The organism is Mycobacterium dioxanotrophicus (assembly GCF_002157835.1).
GTDB classification, from domain to species: domain Bacteria; phylum Actinomycetota; class Actinomycetes; order Mycobacteriales; family Mycobacteriaceae; genus Mycobacterium; species Mycobacterium dioxanotrophicus.
In genome coordinates, this window is the sequence record NZ_CP020809.1 from 2,740,543 (window position 1) to 2,755,185 (window position 14,643).

Here is a 14,643-nt window from a genome sequence, read left to right on the forward strand (position 1 = left end):
CCGTTGGCCTGAACTATTCGGCTGAGCCGAAACGAACCGGAGACTCGATGTACCGTCTAACCGGCAGGCGCGAAAAATTCCAATGCGATGCCGTCAGGATCGCGGAAACTCAAGCCCGAGCCGTACGGCGCGTCGACGATGCCGCCGTGTTCGATGCCCAATTCGTTGAGTTTGGTTTCCCAGCCCTCGAGATCGGATCGTGCGGCGCAACCGAAGCTGACGTGGTCCAACCCGAGCTTGAACTCGCTGAACTGCTCGTCGGTGGCCGGTTGGTCGTGTTGATGGATGCCGAAGAGGGTGCCGCCGTCGAGCAGCCACACGAGGTGGTGGAACCCGGCGTCGGTGCGTTCGTCGAGCACCGGGTCGGCTCCGATCAATGCGCGATACCAGGGCCCACTGACGGCGAGGTCACGCACGGTCACAGCGACATGGTTGAGAGCAGGGAATGCCATGCCAGCGTCATACCACACGCCGGCCCCGGCGGGCCCGGGAACGCATGTCCCAGAGGTAGAGCCGGTACAAGAAAACCCACACATCGCGAGGGATGACCCGATCGGCGACCCGCAGGCCGGTCAGCAGCAGCTCGAATCGGCGCTGCTGTTCGGCCGTCCAGGCCAATTGCATGTGGTCGCGGAATGCCTGCGGAAGAAACCCTGTGGTGGCAAACAGGTTGAACGGGCCCGCCAGCAACCGCAGCGGCGCGGGCAGGAACGCCATCGCGGCCACCCCGTGCAGGTGCTCCCGGACCGGCGGGTCGATGCGAAGACCGTCCAGTGACCGTTTCCAGTACTCGTCGAAGGCCTGCCGGTCCGCGGGCCACATGCCGTCGCGGACCTGCAGGGTGGTGCCGAGCCTGCGGGCGTCGGCGTAGATCGCGTCGGCCGACGCGTCGTCGAGCGGACCGTAGAGGAACTCGTGCATGTCGATGTAGTACCGGTACAGGCAGGCCGCCACCCACAACTGCAGCTTGGGGTCGAAAGCGTTGTAGGACACCGGACTTGATGTTTTCGAGCGCACCAACGCATGGACCTTGTCGACCTCGGCGCGGATCAGTGCGCGGTCCGCGTCGGTGCCGAGGGTGGCCGCGGCCAGATAGGTGCCGGTAGTGCGAGCCCGCTTGAACGGGTGCTTGTACACGTTGCCGCTGTCCACGGGGCTCTCCAGCACGCCGTACCCGACTCCTGGCGAGGACAGTTGCATGATGACGTTGGCCGCGGGCAGCAGCACCGCAGCGGGGTTGAGCAGATCGACCACCCTGCGCGGCCGTCGCGGCGGACCCAGCCTCATGAAATCGAGTAGACCACTTGTGAGACGCTGCCGACGTGTTTGCACCGACGTGTCACGGCCGGGCTGCCGGCATCGCCGCCGGGTACCTCGCCGATCTGCTGCTGGGTGACCCGCGGCGTGGCCACCCGGTTGCCGGTTTCGGAACCGTCGCGGCGCGGTTGGAGCGACTGACCTACGCGGACAGCCGCCGGGCGGGACTGCGGCATACCGGGCTGCTGCTGAGCGGCCTGTGGCTGCTGGGCATGCTGGCAGGGCGGCGCGGCCGGATCTGGGTGACGGCCGCTGCGACGTTCACCACCCTGGGGGGCACGTCGCTGAACCGCGTGGGCGGGCAGATGGCGGATCTGCTCGCCGCCGGCGACATCGACGGGGCGCGCCGGCTACTGCCGTCGTTGTGCGGGCGGGACCCGGCGGCGCTGGACGCGGCGGGCATCGCGCGTGCGACGGTGGAATCGTTGGCGGAGAACACGTCCGACGCGCAGGTGGCGCCGATGTTCTGGGCTGCCGTGGCGGGAGTGCCGGGTGTGCTGGTGTACCGCGGCGCCAACACGCTCGACGCGATGATCGGGCACCGGTCGCCGCGCTACGAGCGGTTCGGTTGGGCGGCAGCACGATTCGACGATCTGCTCAATTACATTCCGGCCCGGTTGACGGGGATCCTGGTGGCGGCGTGCGCACCCGCGGTGGATGGCTCTGCGACGGCGGCGCTTCGTGCCTGGCGCAACGACGCCGCGCGTCATCCCAGCCCGAACGCCGGGGTCGCGGAGGCCTCGTTCGCCGGGGCGCTGGGGGTGCGCCTCGGTGGCCCGACGCAGTATGCCCATCGGTTGGAGATCCGGCCCACGCTGGGCGACGGGCGGATTCCCGAGGTCGCCGATCTGGACCGCGCGGTGCGGCTCTCGCGGGCCGTGCAGGCCGGTTCCGCGCTGGTCGCCGTGGTGGTGTCGGCGCTCAGCGCCGCTTGCCGTACCGGTCGGCGAGCTTCTCCTCGGTGGTGAGCGGAGCGGCCGGGGTCGCCGGGCGGGACGCGCGTTCGGCGCGCCGCTGCTTGATCTCGGCAAAGACGAAGTAGCCCAACCCGATCGGGGCGACGATGCCGAACGCGATCCATTGGATCCCATACGACAGGAACGGTCCGGCGTCGAGGTGGGGCAGCGGAATGACACCAAGACCACCGGGCTGGTCCTCCACCAGCTGCAGATACGAGCCGGCCAGCGGCACGCCGGTCACGGTGGCGATCTGTGAGGTGCTGATCGAGTAGACCTGCTGGGCGCCGTCGGCACGGAAGGGCTCCTTGCCGCTGACCACCGCCTCGGAATCCCGCAGCCGGGCAGTGATGGTCACCTGGTTGCGGGGTGCGTCCGGGATCGGCGGCACCGAGGTGCCCTGCTGAGGTCGGACATAGCCACGGTTGACGAGCACGGTGGGGCCGCCGTCGACGGCGAACGGTGTCAGCACCTCGTATGCGGGGTCACCGTCGACGACGCGGAGCCGGGCCAGGACCTGAGCTTCGGGCAGGTAGTGTCCGGTGGCGGTGACCCGCTGCCACTGTTCGTCGGGAGCACTCGAATCCTGATGCGGCAGAAGGTTTTTCACCGCAACCGGCTCGGCCTTCAGCGAGGACGCGATCTGGTTGTTCTCCCGCGATGTCCTGGTGTTCTTGCCCAGCTGCCACGGCGCCAGCACGGTGAAACACAGATAGGCGAACGCCATCACCACGACGAACAGCGCCAGCCACTGTGGCCTGAGCAGGAACCCGAGTCTGCGCATCAGCGCGGGCTTTCTCGCTCGGCCAGGGCAGCGTCGACCCAGTCGTGCAGTCCCGGCAGCGATGCCTCGATGACGGCCAAGACTTCTTCGAAATCAGTCTGGGACCCGTAGTAGGGGTCCTCGACATCGGGCGTGTGGGCCGCCGAGCGCGGGTCGAACGACCGAAGCATCCGCAACCGATGGGCGTCGACGCCGTGCTCGGTCAGGATCCGGGCATGGTTGCGGCCCAGCGCGATGACCAGATCGGCGCCCAGGTGATCGGCGTTCATCTGCGCGGCGCGGTGGTCGGTGGGATACCCGTGCGCGCGCAGCACCCGGCAGGCGCGGTGGTCCGCGCCGTCCCCGGCGTGCCAGTTGCCGGTACCTGCACTGCTCACCCGCACCCGGTCGGCCAGGCCGCGTTGGCTGATCTGGTGGGCGAACATCTTCTCGGCCATCGGCGACCGGCAGATGTTGCCCGAGCATACGAACGTGACATGCAGGCTGTGCCGATTCCCCGGTCGCTGCGCTCCTGCCCGCCGCTCAGACACCGAGCACCTCGCGCAGCGATTCGACGGTCTCGACATGGGCGTGCGCGGTCAACGCGGCTGGCCCGGTGAAGTCGTGGCGCCCGTACCCCCAGGCGACCACCACGGTGTCGATGCCGTGTTCCGCCGCGCCCTCGACATCGTGGGCGCGGTCGCCGACCATGAGCACGCGTTGCGGCAGCGGCTGCAGTTGTGCCAGCGCATGGGCCACCACGTCGGCCTTTGCCGCCCGGGTGCCGTCCGGGCTGGCCCCGGCGATCACCTCGAAGTACCCGTCGAGACCGAAGTGCTCGAGGATGTGTCGAGCGGTCGGCTCGGCCTTCGAGGTGGCCACCGCCAGCCGGATCCCGGCCTTTTTCAGATCGGCGAGCAGCGGCTCGATGCCGTCGAACAGCCGGTTCATCGCCCACCCGCGGCTCGTGTAGTCGGCGCGGTAGGCGGCGATCGCGGCGTCGGCGTCGGCACCGAGACCCATACCACCCAGCGTGTAGTGCATGGGCGCCCCGACCACGAGGCTGGCGAGGTCTCCCTCGGGGACGGGGGCGCCGACCTGTGCCAGCGCGTGGCGGAAGCTGGACACGACTCCGTCGGCAGAATCGGTCAGGGTGCCGTCGAGGTCGAAGAGCACCAGCTCTGGGCGCATAGCGGCCGACGCGTCAGTTACAGGACCAGTCACAGACCCATTCTCCCCGATGCCCGAGACAGGGTCCCGACCACTACTGTCGTGCTGTGGCAAGTCCAACCCGCGCGGCCGCCCGCTACCACGGTGACCAGGCCGCATTGCCCGGGCAGCTGGACTTCGCGGTCAACGTACGCGCCGGCGCGCCACCGGACTGGCTGACCGCGCGGCTTGCTGCCCGGCTGGCTGATCTGGGCCGTTATCCCAGCGCGGCCGACGAACGGCGCGCGGTCTCGGCGGTCGCCGCACGGCACGGACGTCGTGAATCCGACGTTGCGCTGCTCGCAGGCGGTGCCGAGGGTTTCGCGCTGCTCGTTGACTTGCGGCCGCGATTGGCCGCGCTGATTGCGCCGTCGTTCACCGAACCGGAGGCGGTCCTGACCGCCGCCGGGGTGCCGGTTCACCATGCGGTCCTGGAGCCGCCGTTCCGGCTCTCGAGTGTCGCCATACCGGACGACGCCGATCTCGTGGTGATCGGCAATCCGACCAATCCGACCGGGGTGCTGCACTCGCGTGAGGACATCCTGGCGCTGCGCCGGCCAGGGCGCCTGGTGGTGGTCGACGAGGCCTTCGCCGACGCCATCCCGGGCGAACCCGAGTCGCTGGCCGGTGACGCGCTGCCCGATGTGCTGGTGCTGCGAAGCTTGACCAAGACGTGGGCGTTGGCCGGCTTGCGCGTCGGGTACGCGCTCGGCGCGCCCGAGGTGCTCGCCCGCCTCACCGCCCGGCGGGCCCACTGGCCGCTGGGCACGCTGCAGCTGGAGGCCATCGCCGCCACCAGCACGCCCGCTGCGGTCGCCGAGGCCGAGGCAGCGGCCCGTAGGCTGGCGGCGCTGCGCACTGCGATGGCCGCAGCGCTGCGTGCTCTCGGCCTCGACGTGGTGGCCGGGACAGCACCGTTTGTCCTGTTCGGTGTGCCGGATGCGGAGCTGATGCGAAAACATCTGGAAAGCAAAGGTATTGCGGTGCGACGCTGCGATACGTTCGTGGGTCTGCCGGCGAATTACCTGCGGGCCGCCGTGCGGGCGGAGTGGCCGGTGTTGGTGGACGCGGTGACGGAGGTGTTGAGGTGAGCGCGCGGGTGGCCGGCGTCAGACTGGCTGACGTCATCGCGGTGCTGGATGCCGCATACCCGCCGGGGCTCGCGCAGGACTGGGATTCTGTGGGCCTGGTGTGCGGGGATCCCGACGAGTCCGTCGAATCGGTGACCATTGCGGTCGACGCCACGGCCGCCGTCGTGTCTGAGGTGCCCGAGCGTGGGCTGCTGCTGGCCCATCATCCGCTGCTGCTGCGCGGGGTGGACACCGTCGCCGCCAGCACCGCCAAAGGGGCGCTGCTGCACCAGATGATCCGTACCGGCCGGGCCCTGTTCACCGCGCACACCAACGCTGATTCGGCGTCGCCGGGCGTATCCGACGCGCTGGCCGAGGCGCTCGGGTTGCAGGTGAACAGTGTGCTGGAGCCCGTCGCGGCCGGCCCGGATCTGGACAAATGGGTGGTGTTCGTCCCGGCAACCGATGCCGCCTCGGTGCGCGCCGCCCTGTTCGCGGCGGGTGCCGGACGCATCGGTGACTATTCGCAGTGCAGCTGGAGCGTGGCCGGCACCGGACAGTTCTTGCCGCACGACGGCGCCACCCCGGCGATCGGCGAGGTCGGCACCGTCGAGCAGGTGGCCGAGGACCGGGTCGAGGTGATCGCGCCGTCACGGCTGCGGGCTGCGGTCCTGGCCGCGATGCGGGCGGCGCACCCGTACGAGGAGCCCGCCTTCGACATCATCGCGTTGGCGCCGATCCCCGGCAATCTGGGGCTTGGCCGTATCGGCGTCCTGGCGAGCCCCGAGCCGTTGTCCGCGTTCGTATCTCGCGTCTGCGCGGCACTGCCCGCCACGTCGTGGGGCGTGCGGGCGTCGGGCGATTCAGAAGCGATGGTGTCGCGGGTGGCGGTGTGCGGGGGAGCGGGGGATTCCCTGCTCCGTGCGGTCGACGCGGCAGGTGTCGACGCTTATGTCACAGCAGACCTGCGCCATCACCCCGCCGACGAGCATCGCCGTGCCTCGCAGGTGGCGCTGGTCGATGTGGCGCACTGGGCCAGCGAGTTCCCGTGGTGTGCCCAGGCTGCCGGGGTGCTGCGTGAACATTTCGGTGACACGCTGCCGGTGCGGGTCAGCGCGGTGCGCACCGATCCGTGGAATGTCGAGAGTCGAGCGTAGGGAGTCGAGAATTATGAAAGCTGCAGTGTCCCAGCAACGTTCGCTTTTGGAGCTGACCGAGGTGGATGCCGAGCTCGGGCGGCTGGCCCATCGCGCCAAGAATCTGGCCGAGCAGACCCGGCTCGCGGAGGTACAGGCCGAGCACGGTGTCGCCAACGACCGGCTGGCCGCACTCGGTATCGCGCTGGAGGACTTGGGCACCCAGGTGGCCAAGTTCGAGACCGAGATCGACTCGGTACGCCAGCGCGAAGATCGCGACCGTGCGCTGCTCGACGGCGGAACGGTTGCAGCCAAGCAGGTCAACGAGATTCAGCACGAACTGGAGACCCTGCAGCGCCGCCAGGCCAGCCTGGAGGAATCCCTGCTGGAGGTCATGGAACGCCGCGAGGAGCTGGAGTCGCAGCAGTCCCGTGAGCTGGCCCGCATCGATGAACTGCAGCTCAAGCTCTCGGAGGCACAGCGGGAACGCGACGGCGCCCTGGTGGAACTCGATCAGACCCGTGAGGTGTGCCAAACCCGGCGCAAGGCACTGACCGAGGTGATCGACGCAGAACTCGTCGAACTCTATGAGAAGCAGCGGGCTCGCGGCGGCGCCGGGGCCGGGTTGCTGCAGGGCCGGCGATGTGGGGCCTGCCGAATCGAGATCGACCGGGGCGAGATCGCCCGCATCACCGCGGCGGCCGATGACGAGGTGCTGCGCTGCCCGGAATGCGGTGCGATCCTGTTGCGGGTCAAACCGTGAAGGTGCTCGTCGAGGCCGACGGCGGATCACGGGGCAATCCCGGACCGGCAGGCTATGGCGCGGTGGTGTTCAGCGCCGACCATGTGTCGGTGCTCGCCGAGCGTAACGAGTTCATCGGTGTCACCACCAACAACGTCGCGGAGTACCGCGGTTTGATCGTGGGACTGGAGGCCGCCGCAGCGGTGGGCGCCGACGAGGTCGCGGTGTCGATGGACTCCAAGTTGGTGGTCGAGCAGATGTCGGGCCGGTGGCGCGTCAAACATCCGGATCTGGTTGTGCTGCAACAGGAAGCGGCCACGCTGGCAGCGAGGTTCGACCGGGTCGCCTACACCTGGATTCCACGGGCACAGAACGCACACGCCGACCGACTGGCGAACGAGGCCATGGATGCCGGTACCGGTAAACCGGTTGTGGCCGAGAAGCCCGCGGCCCCGGGCTGGAGCGGCGCCACGGGAGCGCCGACGCGGATGCTGTTGCTGCGGCACGGGCAGACCGAATTGTCCGTCGAGCGGCGGTATTCCGGCCGGGGTAATCCCGCCCTGACCGAGTTCGGCCGCGGACAGGCCGATGCGGCAGCCCGGTATCTCGCCTCGGTCGGCGGGATTTCGGCGGTGGTGGCCTCGCCGCTGCAGCGGGCCTACGACACGGCGACGATCGCCGCCAAGGCACTCGGTCTCGACGTGACTGTCGACGATGACCTGACCGAGACGGATTTCGGTGCCTGGGAGGGACTGACTTTCGCCGAAGCGGCGCAACGAGATCCGGAAGTGCACCGGCGGTGGCTGCGCGACACCAGTGTCGAGCCGCCCGGCGGGGAGAGTTTCGACGCGGTCGCTGAGCGGATCGCCCGGGTCCGCAACAGGATCATCGCCGAACATGGTGAAACCACGGTGCTGGTGGTATCACACGTGACGCCGATCAAGACGCTGCTGCGGCTGGCGCTCGACGCCGGTGAGGGTATCCTCTACCGGTTGCACCTCGACCTGGCTTCGCTGTCGATCGCCGAGTTCTACGGTGACGGCGCATCGTCGGTGCGATTGGTGAACCAGACCGCCTATCTGTAGCGCTAGGCGTGCAGGTGTAGCTGCTCGCCGTGCGGGCCGAAGATGGTGATGGCCTCGACCGGGCCGTCGACCACGCCGAACCAATGCGGTGTCCACGTGGAAAACTCCACTGCCTCACCGGGTTTGACGGTGAAGTCCTGGTCTCCCAGGATGAGCCGCAGGTGCCCGGACAGCACGTACATCCAGTCGCGCCCCTCGTGCACCGGAAACTCGGCGGGTGGCTTGTGGCGCCGGGCGCTGATCCGGATCTTGTAGGCGTGCAGCCCGCCGGCCGGACCGTGTTTGGTCAGTGGCCAGTAGGTGATGTCGTGGTGGGTGTGCGAGCTGCCTTTGACGCGTGGGTCTTCGGTCTCGGGTGCGCGCAGCAGCTCATCGGTGGTGACCGACAGCGCGGTCGCCAACCGGGGTAGGTGGTCCAGCGCCAACCGGCGCTTGCCGGATTCCAACCGGCTCAGCGTCGACACGTCGATTTGGGCCCGGGTGGCGACATCCTCCAGCGTCAGCCCCCGCTCCCGGCGCAGTTCACGCAGCCGGCGCCGGACCAGCGCGTCGACGTCATCCTCGGCAGGATTTGCCTGCATGGCAAATCAGCTTGGCAGATCTCTCGGAGTTGGGCAAGCTCTGGGTATGGACGACTCATGGGATTGCGTCATTGTCGGCGGCGGTGCGGCCGGGTTGAGTGCCGCGCTGGTGCTGGGCCGGGCCCGCAGGCGCACACTGCTGATTGACGCTGGTGCACAAAGCAATTCGGCGGCGCACGGGATCGGGGGACTGCTCGGCCACGATGGGCGACCGCCCGCCGAGCTCTACGGCATGGGCCGCGCCGAGCTCGCGTCCTACCCCACGGTTCAGGTGCTGGACGGGGACGTCGCGACGGTCCGCCGCACCGACGGCGTGTTCGACGTGCAGCTCAGCACAGGCCAGATCGAACAGGCACGGCGCGTGCTGCTGGCCACCGGCATGGACTACCAGTTACCGGAACTGCCCGGTATGGCTGGGCTGTGGGGCGGCTCGGTGTTCCACTGCCCGTTCTGTCACGGCTGGGAGGTCGCCGATCAGCCGCTGGCAGTGCTGGCCCGTGGAGAACGCGCGGTCCATCTCGCGCTGCTGTTGCGGAACTGGAGCCCCGACATCGTGGTGTTGACCGGCGGCCCAGCCGAATTCGACGAGGACGAGCTGCGGAGGTTCGCCGCTGCCGGGGTGCGCATCGATGAGCGGGCCGTGGTCGAATTGGAAAGCAGTGCCGGTGAACTCGCGGCCATCCGATTCTCCGACGGGGACGCCTTGCCGCGCCGTGGCCTGCTGGTCGCTTCCACTCTTCGGCAACGGTCGGCGCTCGCCGAGCAACTCGGGGTCGAGACCGGGGCCGGTCCGGTCGCCGTCGACCCCGTCGTGGTCGACCCGATCGGGCGTACCTCGGTGCCGGGAGTATTCGCCGCCGGGGATATCACCGGTCAGATGCCGCAGGTGGCCGCGGCGATCGCGGCAGGCTCAGCGACCGCAGCGGCCGTTGTTCAGAGTTTGTCGGCAGACGACTACGGGCTGCCGTATCCGGAATGGAGACAGCATGTCAACGCTTGAGACGCAACAGTTCTGGGAAGACCACTACGGAGCCAAAGACCGGATCTGGAGTGGTCGGGTCAACCAGCAGATGGCTGCCATCGTCGCCGACCTACCACCCGGGCGCGCCCTGGACCTGGGTTGTGGGGAAGGTGGCGACGCGATGTGGCTCGCCGAACGCGGATGGCAGGTGGTGGGCGTGGACATTTCGCCGACCGCACTGGAGCGGGCCGCCGCCGACGCCGCAGAACGGGGAGTGGCAGAACGGATTTCGTTCGAACGTCACGACTTGTCCGAAACGTTCCCGGCCGGCCCGTTCGACCTCGTGTCGGCGAGCTTCCTGCAGTCCCCGCTGCCATGGGACCGCGCACAGCTGCTGCGCCGTGCGGCCGAAGTGGTCGACCACGGCGGCCTGCTGGTCATCGTGGACCACGGCGCCGCGCCGCCGTGGGCGCCGGCCCATGTGCACGAATTTCCGTTCCCCAGTGCATCCGAAGTCGTCGATGAGTTGAACCTGCCTGCCGGCCAGTGGCAGCGGGTGCGGGTGGACGCGGTGGAGCGCGACGCTGTCGGGCCCGACGGCCAGCACGGCACGCTGATCGACAACGTGATCGTGTTGCGGCGCGTGACCTGAGTTGGTGTGTCGGGGGGTGCGCGTAGTATCGCTCATATGTTCGATTTGTCGGGGTTGGCGCAGGTCAGCGAGAACGCTGACGAGGCTGCACTGCATCGGCGGATCGAGGAACTGGAGCGGGTGAAGTCCGCGGCGGCGGCCGGGCAAGCTCGCTGTGCGGCGTTGCTGGATGCGAAGCGCCGCGCCGCCGACGCGGCCGCGGGCGTACCGCGCGCCAAACAGGGCCGCGGGGTCGCCTCGGAGGTCGCCCTGGCCCGCCACGATTCCCCCAATTGCGGCAACCGCCACCTCGGGTTGGCCAAGGCCCTGGTGCACGAGATGCCGCACACCATGCGCGCGTTGGAGTCCGGGGTGCTCTCCGAATGGCGCGCCACGTTGATCGTGCGGGAATCGGCCTGCCTATCGGTGGCGGACCGGCGGGTGTTGGACGCCCAGATGTGTGCCGACCTCACCACACTCGACGGGATGGGCGACGCGCGCATCGAGGCCGAAGCCAAGAAGATTGCCTACCGCCTGGACCCGCAGGCCGTCGTGGACCGGGTCGCCAAGGCCGCCGAGGACCGCACCGTGACCATCCGGCCGGCACCGGACAGCATGGCGCGGGTGACGGTGGTGGTGCCGGTGCAGCAGGGCGTCGGGGTGTTTGCGGCGTTGAAACACCGTGCCGACACCACCTTTGATGGCCGCACCCGCGGTCAGGTGATGGCCGACACGCTCGTCGAGCGGGTCACCGGCCGCCCCGCTGACGTTCCCGAGCCGGTTGCCGTCAATTTGGTCATCTCCGATCAGACCCTGCTCGGTGATGACGAGCACCCGCGGTCATCGAGGGCTACGGGCCGATGCCCGCGGCGGTGGCCCGCCACTTGGTGCGGGCCGCGGTGGGCGATAAGCGGTCGCGGGCGACGCTGCGGCGGCTGTATCGGCATCCCAAGTCCGGGGCGTTGGTGGCGATGGAGTCGCGGTCGCGCCGGTTTCCCAGGGCGCTTGCCAAGTTCATCGGGTTGCGTGATCAAACCTGCCGCACGCCGTACTGCGACGCCCCGATCCGGCATCGGGATCATGCCCACCCGCACGCCGCCGGCGGGCCGACCAGTGCGCTCAACGGCCTCGGTGCCTGTGAGCGGTGCAACTACGTCAAAGAATCACCCGGCTGGGAGGTCCGGACCTACCTCGAAAACGGGGTCCACACCGCCGAATTCGTCACCCCCACCGGCGCGCACTACCGCTCGACCGCGCCGCCGCCCCCGGGCCCCGTCGAACTCTACGAAAGCGCGACCGAACTACAGGTCGCGATCGCACTCGCACGCTGCCCGCAAGCCGCCTAATCAGCCCTGATCGGTGCGTTGGGTCAACCGCACGCTGTTTCCCGAAGGATCGCGGAAGCCCGAGTCGATGCCGTAGGGCATCTGATGCGGTGCCTCGGTGAACTCGACGCCGCGCGCTGTCAGTTCCTCGTAGCTGGCGTGCGCGTCGTCGGTGGTGAGGAACACCGTCCCGGCGAAGCCCTTGGCCGTCAGATCCAGCACCTGATTGTGCGTGGCCTCGTCCATCATCGGTTCGCCGGGCACTGCCATCAACACGATGCTCACGTCGTCCTGCCCGGGAGGGCCGACCGTGAGCCATCGGAAGGGGCCCATCTCTTCGGGGAACGAAACGTCCTCGCGCACTTCCATGCCGACCTGATCGGTCCAGAATTTCAGCGCGACTTCCTGGTCGTGAACCCACAGGTGCGTGCAAGCGATTTTCATCATGGGCCCGACGCTACGGGCGCCGATCCTCGCCCGTCTTCTTCCCGTGTGCTCTTTGTCCTCCTCGCGTGCGGGGTGCTGTTTCCGGCCCGCCCCACCGGCAGCCGCCTGGTGTCCCGCGCGAGGATGCAACTAGGCACCGGAGCGCGCAGCAGCGCTGGCGGCAGACTGGCCCGGTAAGCGGCAGGCGGCTTGCCGTACACCCGGGCGAAACTGCTGGTGAAAGACCCGACGCTCTGCAGCCCGACCATGACGCAGATGTCGGCGACCGAGCGATCGGTGTTGCGCAGCAGCGCCGCGGCTCGTTCCAGCCGGCGCGACTGCAGATAGGCCCGTGGCGATTCGCCGAAAGTGCGGGTGAACATCCGCGAGAAATGCGCGCGAGACAGTCCGGCGGCCGCGGCAAGGTCGTCGACGGTGATCGGATCGGCGTAACGGGCGTCGGCCAGGTCTTTTGCCCGCTGCAGATAACGGGCCGGTGGTACCCGCGGCATGGTTTGAGGGTACGGTGATCTGCGCGAACGAGTTGGCCAGGCGGCCGCGGCACCGACAGGTGTCGAGGAAAGTCCGGACTTCACAGAGCAGGGTGATTGCTAACGGCAATCCGAGGTGACTCGCGGGAAAGTGCCACAGAAAACAGACCGCCAGCAATGGTAAGGGTGAAACGGTGTGGTAAGAGCGCACCAGCATCCCGGGTGACCGGGGTGGCTAGGCAAACCCCACCCGAAGCAAGGCCAAGAAGGCCGCAACCTGGTTGCGGCCGCGCAGGCGTTTGAGGGTTGCTCGCCCGAGCCTGCGGGTAGGCCGCTTGAGGCACCCGGCAACGGTGTGTCCAGATGGATGGTCGCCGCCCCACTCTCCGGAGTGGGGAACAGAATCCGGCTTACAAGCCAACTCGTTCGCCCACCGTGCCAGAGGTCTCGCCTCCGGCTCAGTGGCTCTTGTGGACCGCCTTGTCGAGCCGCTTGAGCGCATCGTCGAGCTGGGCGCGCGACTGCTGGGCGATGTCGTCCTCCAGCTTGTACAGCAGCCCGTAGGTGAAGGTGTCCTCACCGGCGGTGTGCGCGGCCTCGGCCTGCGCACTGAGGTGAGTGCGGCTGACCACGCTGTCCTGGTGATCGCCCAGCAGCGTCTGGATCACCTTGGCGCGCTCCGACACCTTGGCGTCTCCGGTGGCCGCCGCCGTATAGCGAAGCCGCTTGGCGCCCTTGCGAATGCGGTGCAGCGCTTCGTCGTGGTCGTCGTGCTCCGGGTCGGCGGCCTCGGCAGCGGCCTTGGCGGCCTTGCGGACTCGCTTGTAGGCCGAGTTGATGGTCAGCGGGGAACGCTCTTCGCCGGCCTCCGCGGGCGGCTCGGCGACCACGAGCTGCTCAAGTGCGTCGAGCAGATGAAAGTACCGCTGCGAGCGCATGGCCAACAGCGCGCGCTTCCACCCTGCGGCATACCGGCGGTTGGCGCCGTCCACCAGCCGCTCCCGCACCGGGCCCCGCACGAGCCCGGCGGGCAGAGCGTCGAGCGCACGTTGGTAACGCTCGGCCAGCACCTCGGCGTCGCGGGCCACGCCCAGCACCGCGGCGAGCGTGCGCAGTTCATCGAGGATCCAGCCATCGTCGGCAAGGCCGAACGCGTCCTTGGATTCCTGCAGCAGGCTGCGAATCTTGCGGGTCGTCACCCGCATCTGGTGCACCGAATCGTAGGCGTCGGCACGCACCGCGCGGTCCCACACCAGCAACTGGTCGACCTGCTCGGCGATGGCCCGGTGGATCGGGTCCGCCGGAGCAGCAGGCGCCTTTGCGGCGTCGCTGGCCGTATCCAAGACCCTGGCCAGCTTCGAGCCGTGACCCGCCGGCGCCGCTCCCGCGTCGAACAAACGATTGGCCAGCCGGTCCATCAGCTCGGGTGCGGGCTGCGTGAGCAGCTCGAGTTCCCATTCGCGCCACTGCTGTTCATCGCCGCCCTCGGCGGCAGCGGTCACCTGGTCGTCGCAGAACTCGGCCAGAGCCGTGCCGTCCTGCCCGTAGAGCACGTCGATATTGCGCCGATTGGTGATCCGCGCGACGGGCGACAGTGACTTGTCCCGAACGATCGCGAGCACGATGTCGCGTAGTTCCTCGGGGATCGCGTCCTCGGAAAGCCCGAGCGGAGAATGCACCTCGGTGCGAGCGTCCGGGCCCGCGGGCAGCTTCAGATGCCAACCCGCGTCGGTGCCGCCGGTCCGGCGGCGCAGCGTGATCCGGTGGGCGGCGAGGTCCCGGTTCGGCGTGTCGAAATACACCGCGTCGAGCAATTGTTCCGGCGCCCGCTCGACCCGCGCGACGGCCGACAACCCAGCGAACGACGGCGCGACGGTGGACTCGGTGACCTCGAACTTCCGCTCGACCTCGGTGTGCCGGGTCGGTTTCTTGGGGGCCATATTCACCTTC

Annotated in this window: 16 protein-coding genes, 1 other RNA gene and 1 pseudogene; 9 read left to right on the plus strand and 9 right to left on the minus strand. The window is 68.7% G+C overall.

From position 1 onward, the window contains the following. Window positions 1–56: 56 nt before the first annotated feature. Window positions 57–452 carry a VOC family protein gene (locus BTO20_RS13230; RefSeq protein ID WP_087076505.1) on the minus strand — a complete coding sequence of 132 codons (396 nt, stop codon included), beginning with the start codon at window positions 450–452 and terminating at the stop codon, window positions 57–59. Between the two features lie 7 nt (window positions 453–459). After that, window positions 460–1,287 (minus strand): oxygenase MpaB family protein, encoded by an 828-nt coding sequence (locus BTO20_RS13235; protein WP_087076507.1) that lies wholly within the window; start codon window positions 1,285–1,287, stop codon window positions 460–462. A 35-nt stretch (window positions 1,288–1,322) separates the two neighbouring features. Between BTO20_RS13235 and BTO20_RS13240 the strand changes: the two genes are divergently transcribed. Continuing rightward, entirely contained in the window at window positions 1,323–2,285 is a 963-nt protein-coding gene (locus BTO20_RS13240; protein WP_087076508.1) for a cobalamin biosynthesis protein, read from the plus strand. Here BTO20_RS13240 and BTO20_RS13245 read toward each other — a convergent pair. The 3 genes from BTO20_RS13245 to BTO20_RS13255 are packed head-to-tail and all read right to left on the minus strand — an operon-like array spanning window position 2,239 to window position 4,227. Next, on the minus strand, window positions 2,239–3,057 hold the full coding sequence (locus tag BTO20_RS13245; protein ID WP_087076510.1) for an SURF1 family cytochrome oxidase biogenesis protein: 819 nt from the start codon (window positions 3,055–3,057) through the stop codon (window positions 2,239–2,241). The two genes, BTO20_RS13240 and BTO20_RS13245, sit on opposite strands and share 47 nt — an antisense overlap. Continuing rightward, window positions 3,057–3,587, minus strand: a complete 531-nt coding sequence (locus BTO20_RS13250) for a low molecular weight protein-tyrosine-phosphatase (protein WP_269770350.1) — start codon at window positions 3,585–3,587, stop codon at window positions 3,057–3,059. Before BTO20_RS13250 ends, BTO20_RS13245 begins: the two co-directional genes overlap by 1 nt. After that, window positions 3,580–4,227, minus strand: coding sequence for an HAD-IA family hydrolase (locus BTO20_RS13255; protein WP_087076514.1), 648 nt, complete (start codon window positions 4,225–4,227; stop codon window positions 3,580–3,582). Before BTO20_RS13255 ends, BTO20_RS13250 begins: the two co-directional genes overlap by 8 nt. 86 nt (window positions 4,228–4,313) lie before the next feature. On the opposite strand from BTO20_RS13255, the gene cobC reads away from it, so the two are divergent. Genes cobC through BTO20_RS13275 form a run of 4 tightly spaced genes read left to right on the plus strand, consistent with a single transcriptional unit; the run spans window position 4,314 to window position 8,278 of the window. Beyond that, window positions 4,314–5,336: an Rv2231c family pyridoxal phosphate-dependent protein CobC gene (gene cobC / locus BTO20_RS13260; RefSeq protein WP_087076516.1), complete on the plus strand. Its 1,023-nt coding sequence runs from the start codon at window positions 4,314–4,316 to the stop codon at window positions 5,334–5,336. A gap of 8 nt (window positions 5,337–5,344) precedes the next feature. Then, complete coding sequence (locus tag BTO20_RS13265; RefSeq protein ID WP_408632196.1) at window positions 5,345–6,472, plus strand: Nif3-like dinuclear metal center hexameric protein; 1,128 nt, start codon at window positions 5,345–5,347, stop codon at window positions 6,470–6,472. 13 nt (window positions 6,473–6,485) lie between these two features. After that, window positions 6,486–7,214 (plus strand): zinc ribbon domain-containing protein, encoded by a 729-nt coding sequence (locus tag BTO20_RS13270; protein WP_087076520.1) that lies wholly within the window; start codon window positions 6,486–6,488, stop codon window positions 7,212–7,214. Then, the gene (locus BTO20_RS13275; protein WP_087076522.1) at window positions 7,211–8,278 is read left to right on the plus strand and encodes a bifunctional RNase H/acid phosphatase; all 1,068 of its coding nucleotides are present in this window, start codon (window positions 7,211–7,213) and stop codon (window positions 8,276–8,278) included. Before BTO20_RS13270 ends, BTO20_RS13275 begins: the two co-directional genes overlap by 4 nt. Before the next feature lie 2 nt (window positions 8,279–8,280). Here the strand turns inward: BTO20_RS13275 and BTO20_RS13280 are convergent, their stop codons facing one another. Then, complete coding sequence (locus BTO20_RS13280) at window positions 8,281–8,859, minus strand: helix-turn-helix domain-containing protein (protein WP_087076523.1); 579 nt, start codon at window positions 8,857–8,859, stop codon at window positions 8,281–8,283. A 46-nt stretch (window positions 8,860–8,905) separates the two neighbouring features. Between BTO20_RS13280 and BTO20_RS13285 the strand changes: the two genes are divergently transcribed. The 3 genes and pseudogenes from BTO20_RS13285 to BTO20_RS13295 all read left to right on the plus strand — a co-directional run bounded on the left by BTO20_RS13285 (window position 8,906) and on the right by BTO20_RS13295 (window position 11,797). After that, entirely contained in the window at window positions 8,906–9,859 is a 954-nt protein-coding gene (locus tag BTO20_RS13285) for an NAD(P)/FAD-dependent oxidoreductase (RefSeq protein ID WP_087076525.1), read from the plus strand. Continuing rightward, window positions 9,846–10,472, plus strand: a complete 627-nt coding sequence (locus tag BTO20_RS13290) for a class I SAM-dependent methyltransferase (protein ID WP_087076527.1) — start codon at window positions 9,846–9,848, stop codon at window positions 10,470–10,472. The genes BTO20_RS13285 and BTO20_RS13290 overlap by 14 nt, the downstream gene beginning before the upstream one ends. Before the next feature lie 36 nt (window positions 10,473–10,508). Continuing rightward, a pseudogene (locus tag BTO20_RS13295) lies at window positions 10,509–11,797 on the plus strand (HNH endonuclease). On the opposite strand, the gene BTO20_RS13300 reads toward BTO20_RS13295, so the two are convergent. After that, window positions 11,798–12,223, minus strand: coding sequence for a VOC family protein (locus BTO20_RS13300; protein WP_087076529.1), 426 nt, complete (start codon window positions 12,221–12,223; stop codon window positions 11,798–11,800). It lies immediately after the preceding pseudogene. Continuing rightward, entirely contained in the window at window positions 12,220–12,714 is a 495-nt protein-coding gene (locus BTO20_RS13305; RefSeq protein WP_232491133.1) for a helix-turn-helix transcriptional regulator, read from the minus strand. Before BTO20_RS13305 ends, BTO20_RS13300 begins: the two co-directional genes overlap by 4 nt. 28 nt (window positions 12,715–12,742) lie before the next feature. Here BTO20_RS13305 and rnpB point away from each other — a divergent pair. Then, window positions 12,743–13,122, plus strand: an RNA gene (gene rnpB / locus BTO20_RS13310) — RNase P RNA component class A. Window positions 13,123–13,151: 29 nt separating this feature from the next. On the opposite strand, the gene BTO20_RS13315 is transcribed toward rnpB, so the two are convergent. Next, window positions 13,152–14,633, minus strand: coding sequence for a CYTH and CHAD domain-containing protein (locus tag BTO20_RS13315; protein WP_087076531.1), 1,482 nt, complete (start codon window positions 14,631–14,633; stop codon window positions 13,152–13,154). Window positions 14,634–14,643 lie beyond the last annotated feature (10 nt).

Coding starts and splice junctions, on each gene's coding strand:
- BTO20_RS13230 (WP_087076505.1), bottom strand. CDS start 452: ATGGCATTCCCTGCTCTCAACCATGTCGCTGTGACCGTGCGTGACCTC.
- BTO20_RS13235 (WP_087076507.1), bottom strand. CDS start 1,287: ATGAGGCTGGGTCCGCCGCGACGGCCGCGCAGGGTGGTCGATCTGCTC.
- BTO20_RS13245 (WP_087076510.1), bottom strand. CDS start 3,057: ATGCGCAGACTCGGGTTCCTGCTCAGGCCACAGTGGCTGGCGCTGTTC.
- BTO20_RS13255 (WP_087076514.1), bottom strand. CDS start 4,227: ATGCGCCCAGAGCTGGTGCTCTTCGACCTCGACGGCACCCTGACCGAT.
- BTO20_RS13270 (WP_087076520.1), top strand. CDS start 6,486: ATGAAAGCTGCAGTGTCCCAGCAACGTTCGCTTTTGGAGCTGACCGAG.
- BTO20_RS13280 (WP_087076523.1), bottom strand. CDS start 8,859: ATGCAGGCAAATCCTGCCGAGGATGACGTCGACGCGCTGGTCCGGCGC.
- BTO20_RS13285 (WP_087076525.1), top strand. CDS start 8,906: ATGGACGACTCATGGGATTGCGTCATTGTCGGCGGCGGTGCGGCCGGG.
- BTO20_RS13290 (WP_087076527.1), top strand. CDS start 9,846: ATGTCAACGCTTGAGACGCAACAGTTCTGGGAAGACCACTACGGAGCC.
- BTO20_RS13300 (WP_087076529.1), bottom strand. CDS start 12,223: ATGATGAAAATCGCTTGCACGCACCTGTGGGTTCACGACCAGGAAGTC.
- BTO20_RS13305 (WP_232491133.1), bottom strand. CDS start 12,714: ATGCCGCGGGTACCACCGGCCCGTTATCTGCAGCGGGCAAAAGACCTG.
- BTO20_RS13315 (WP_087076531.1), bottom strand. CDS start 14,633: ATGGCCCCCAAGAAACCGACCCGGCACACCGAGGTCGAGCGGAAGTTC.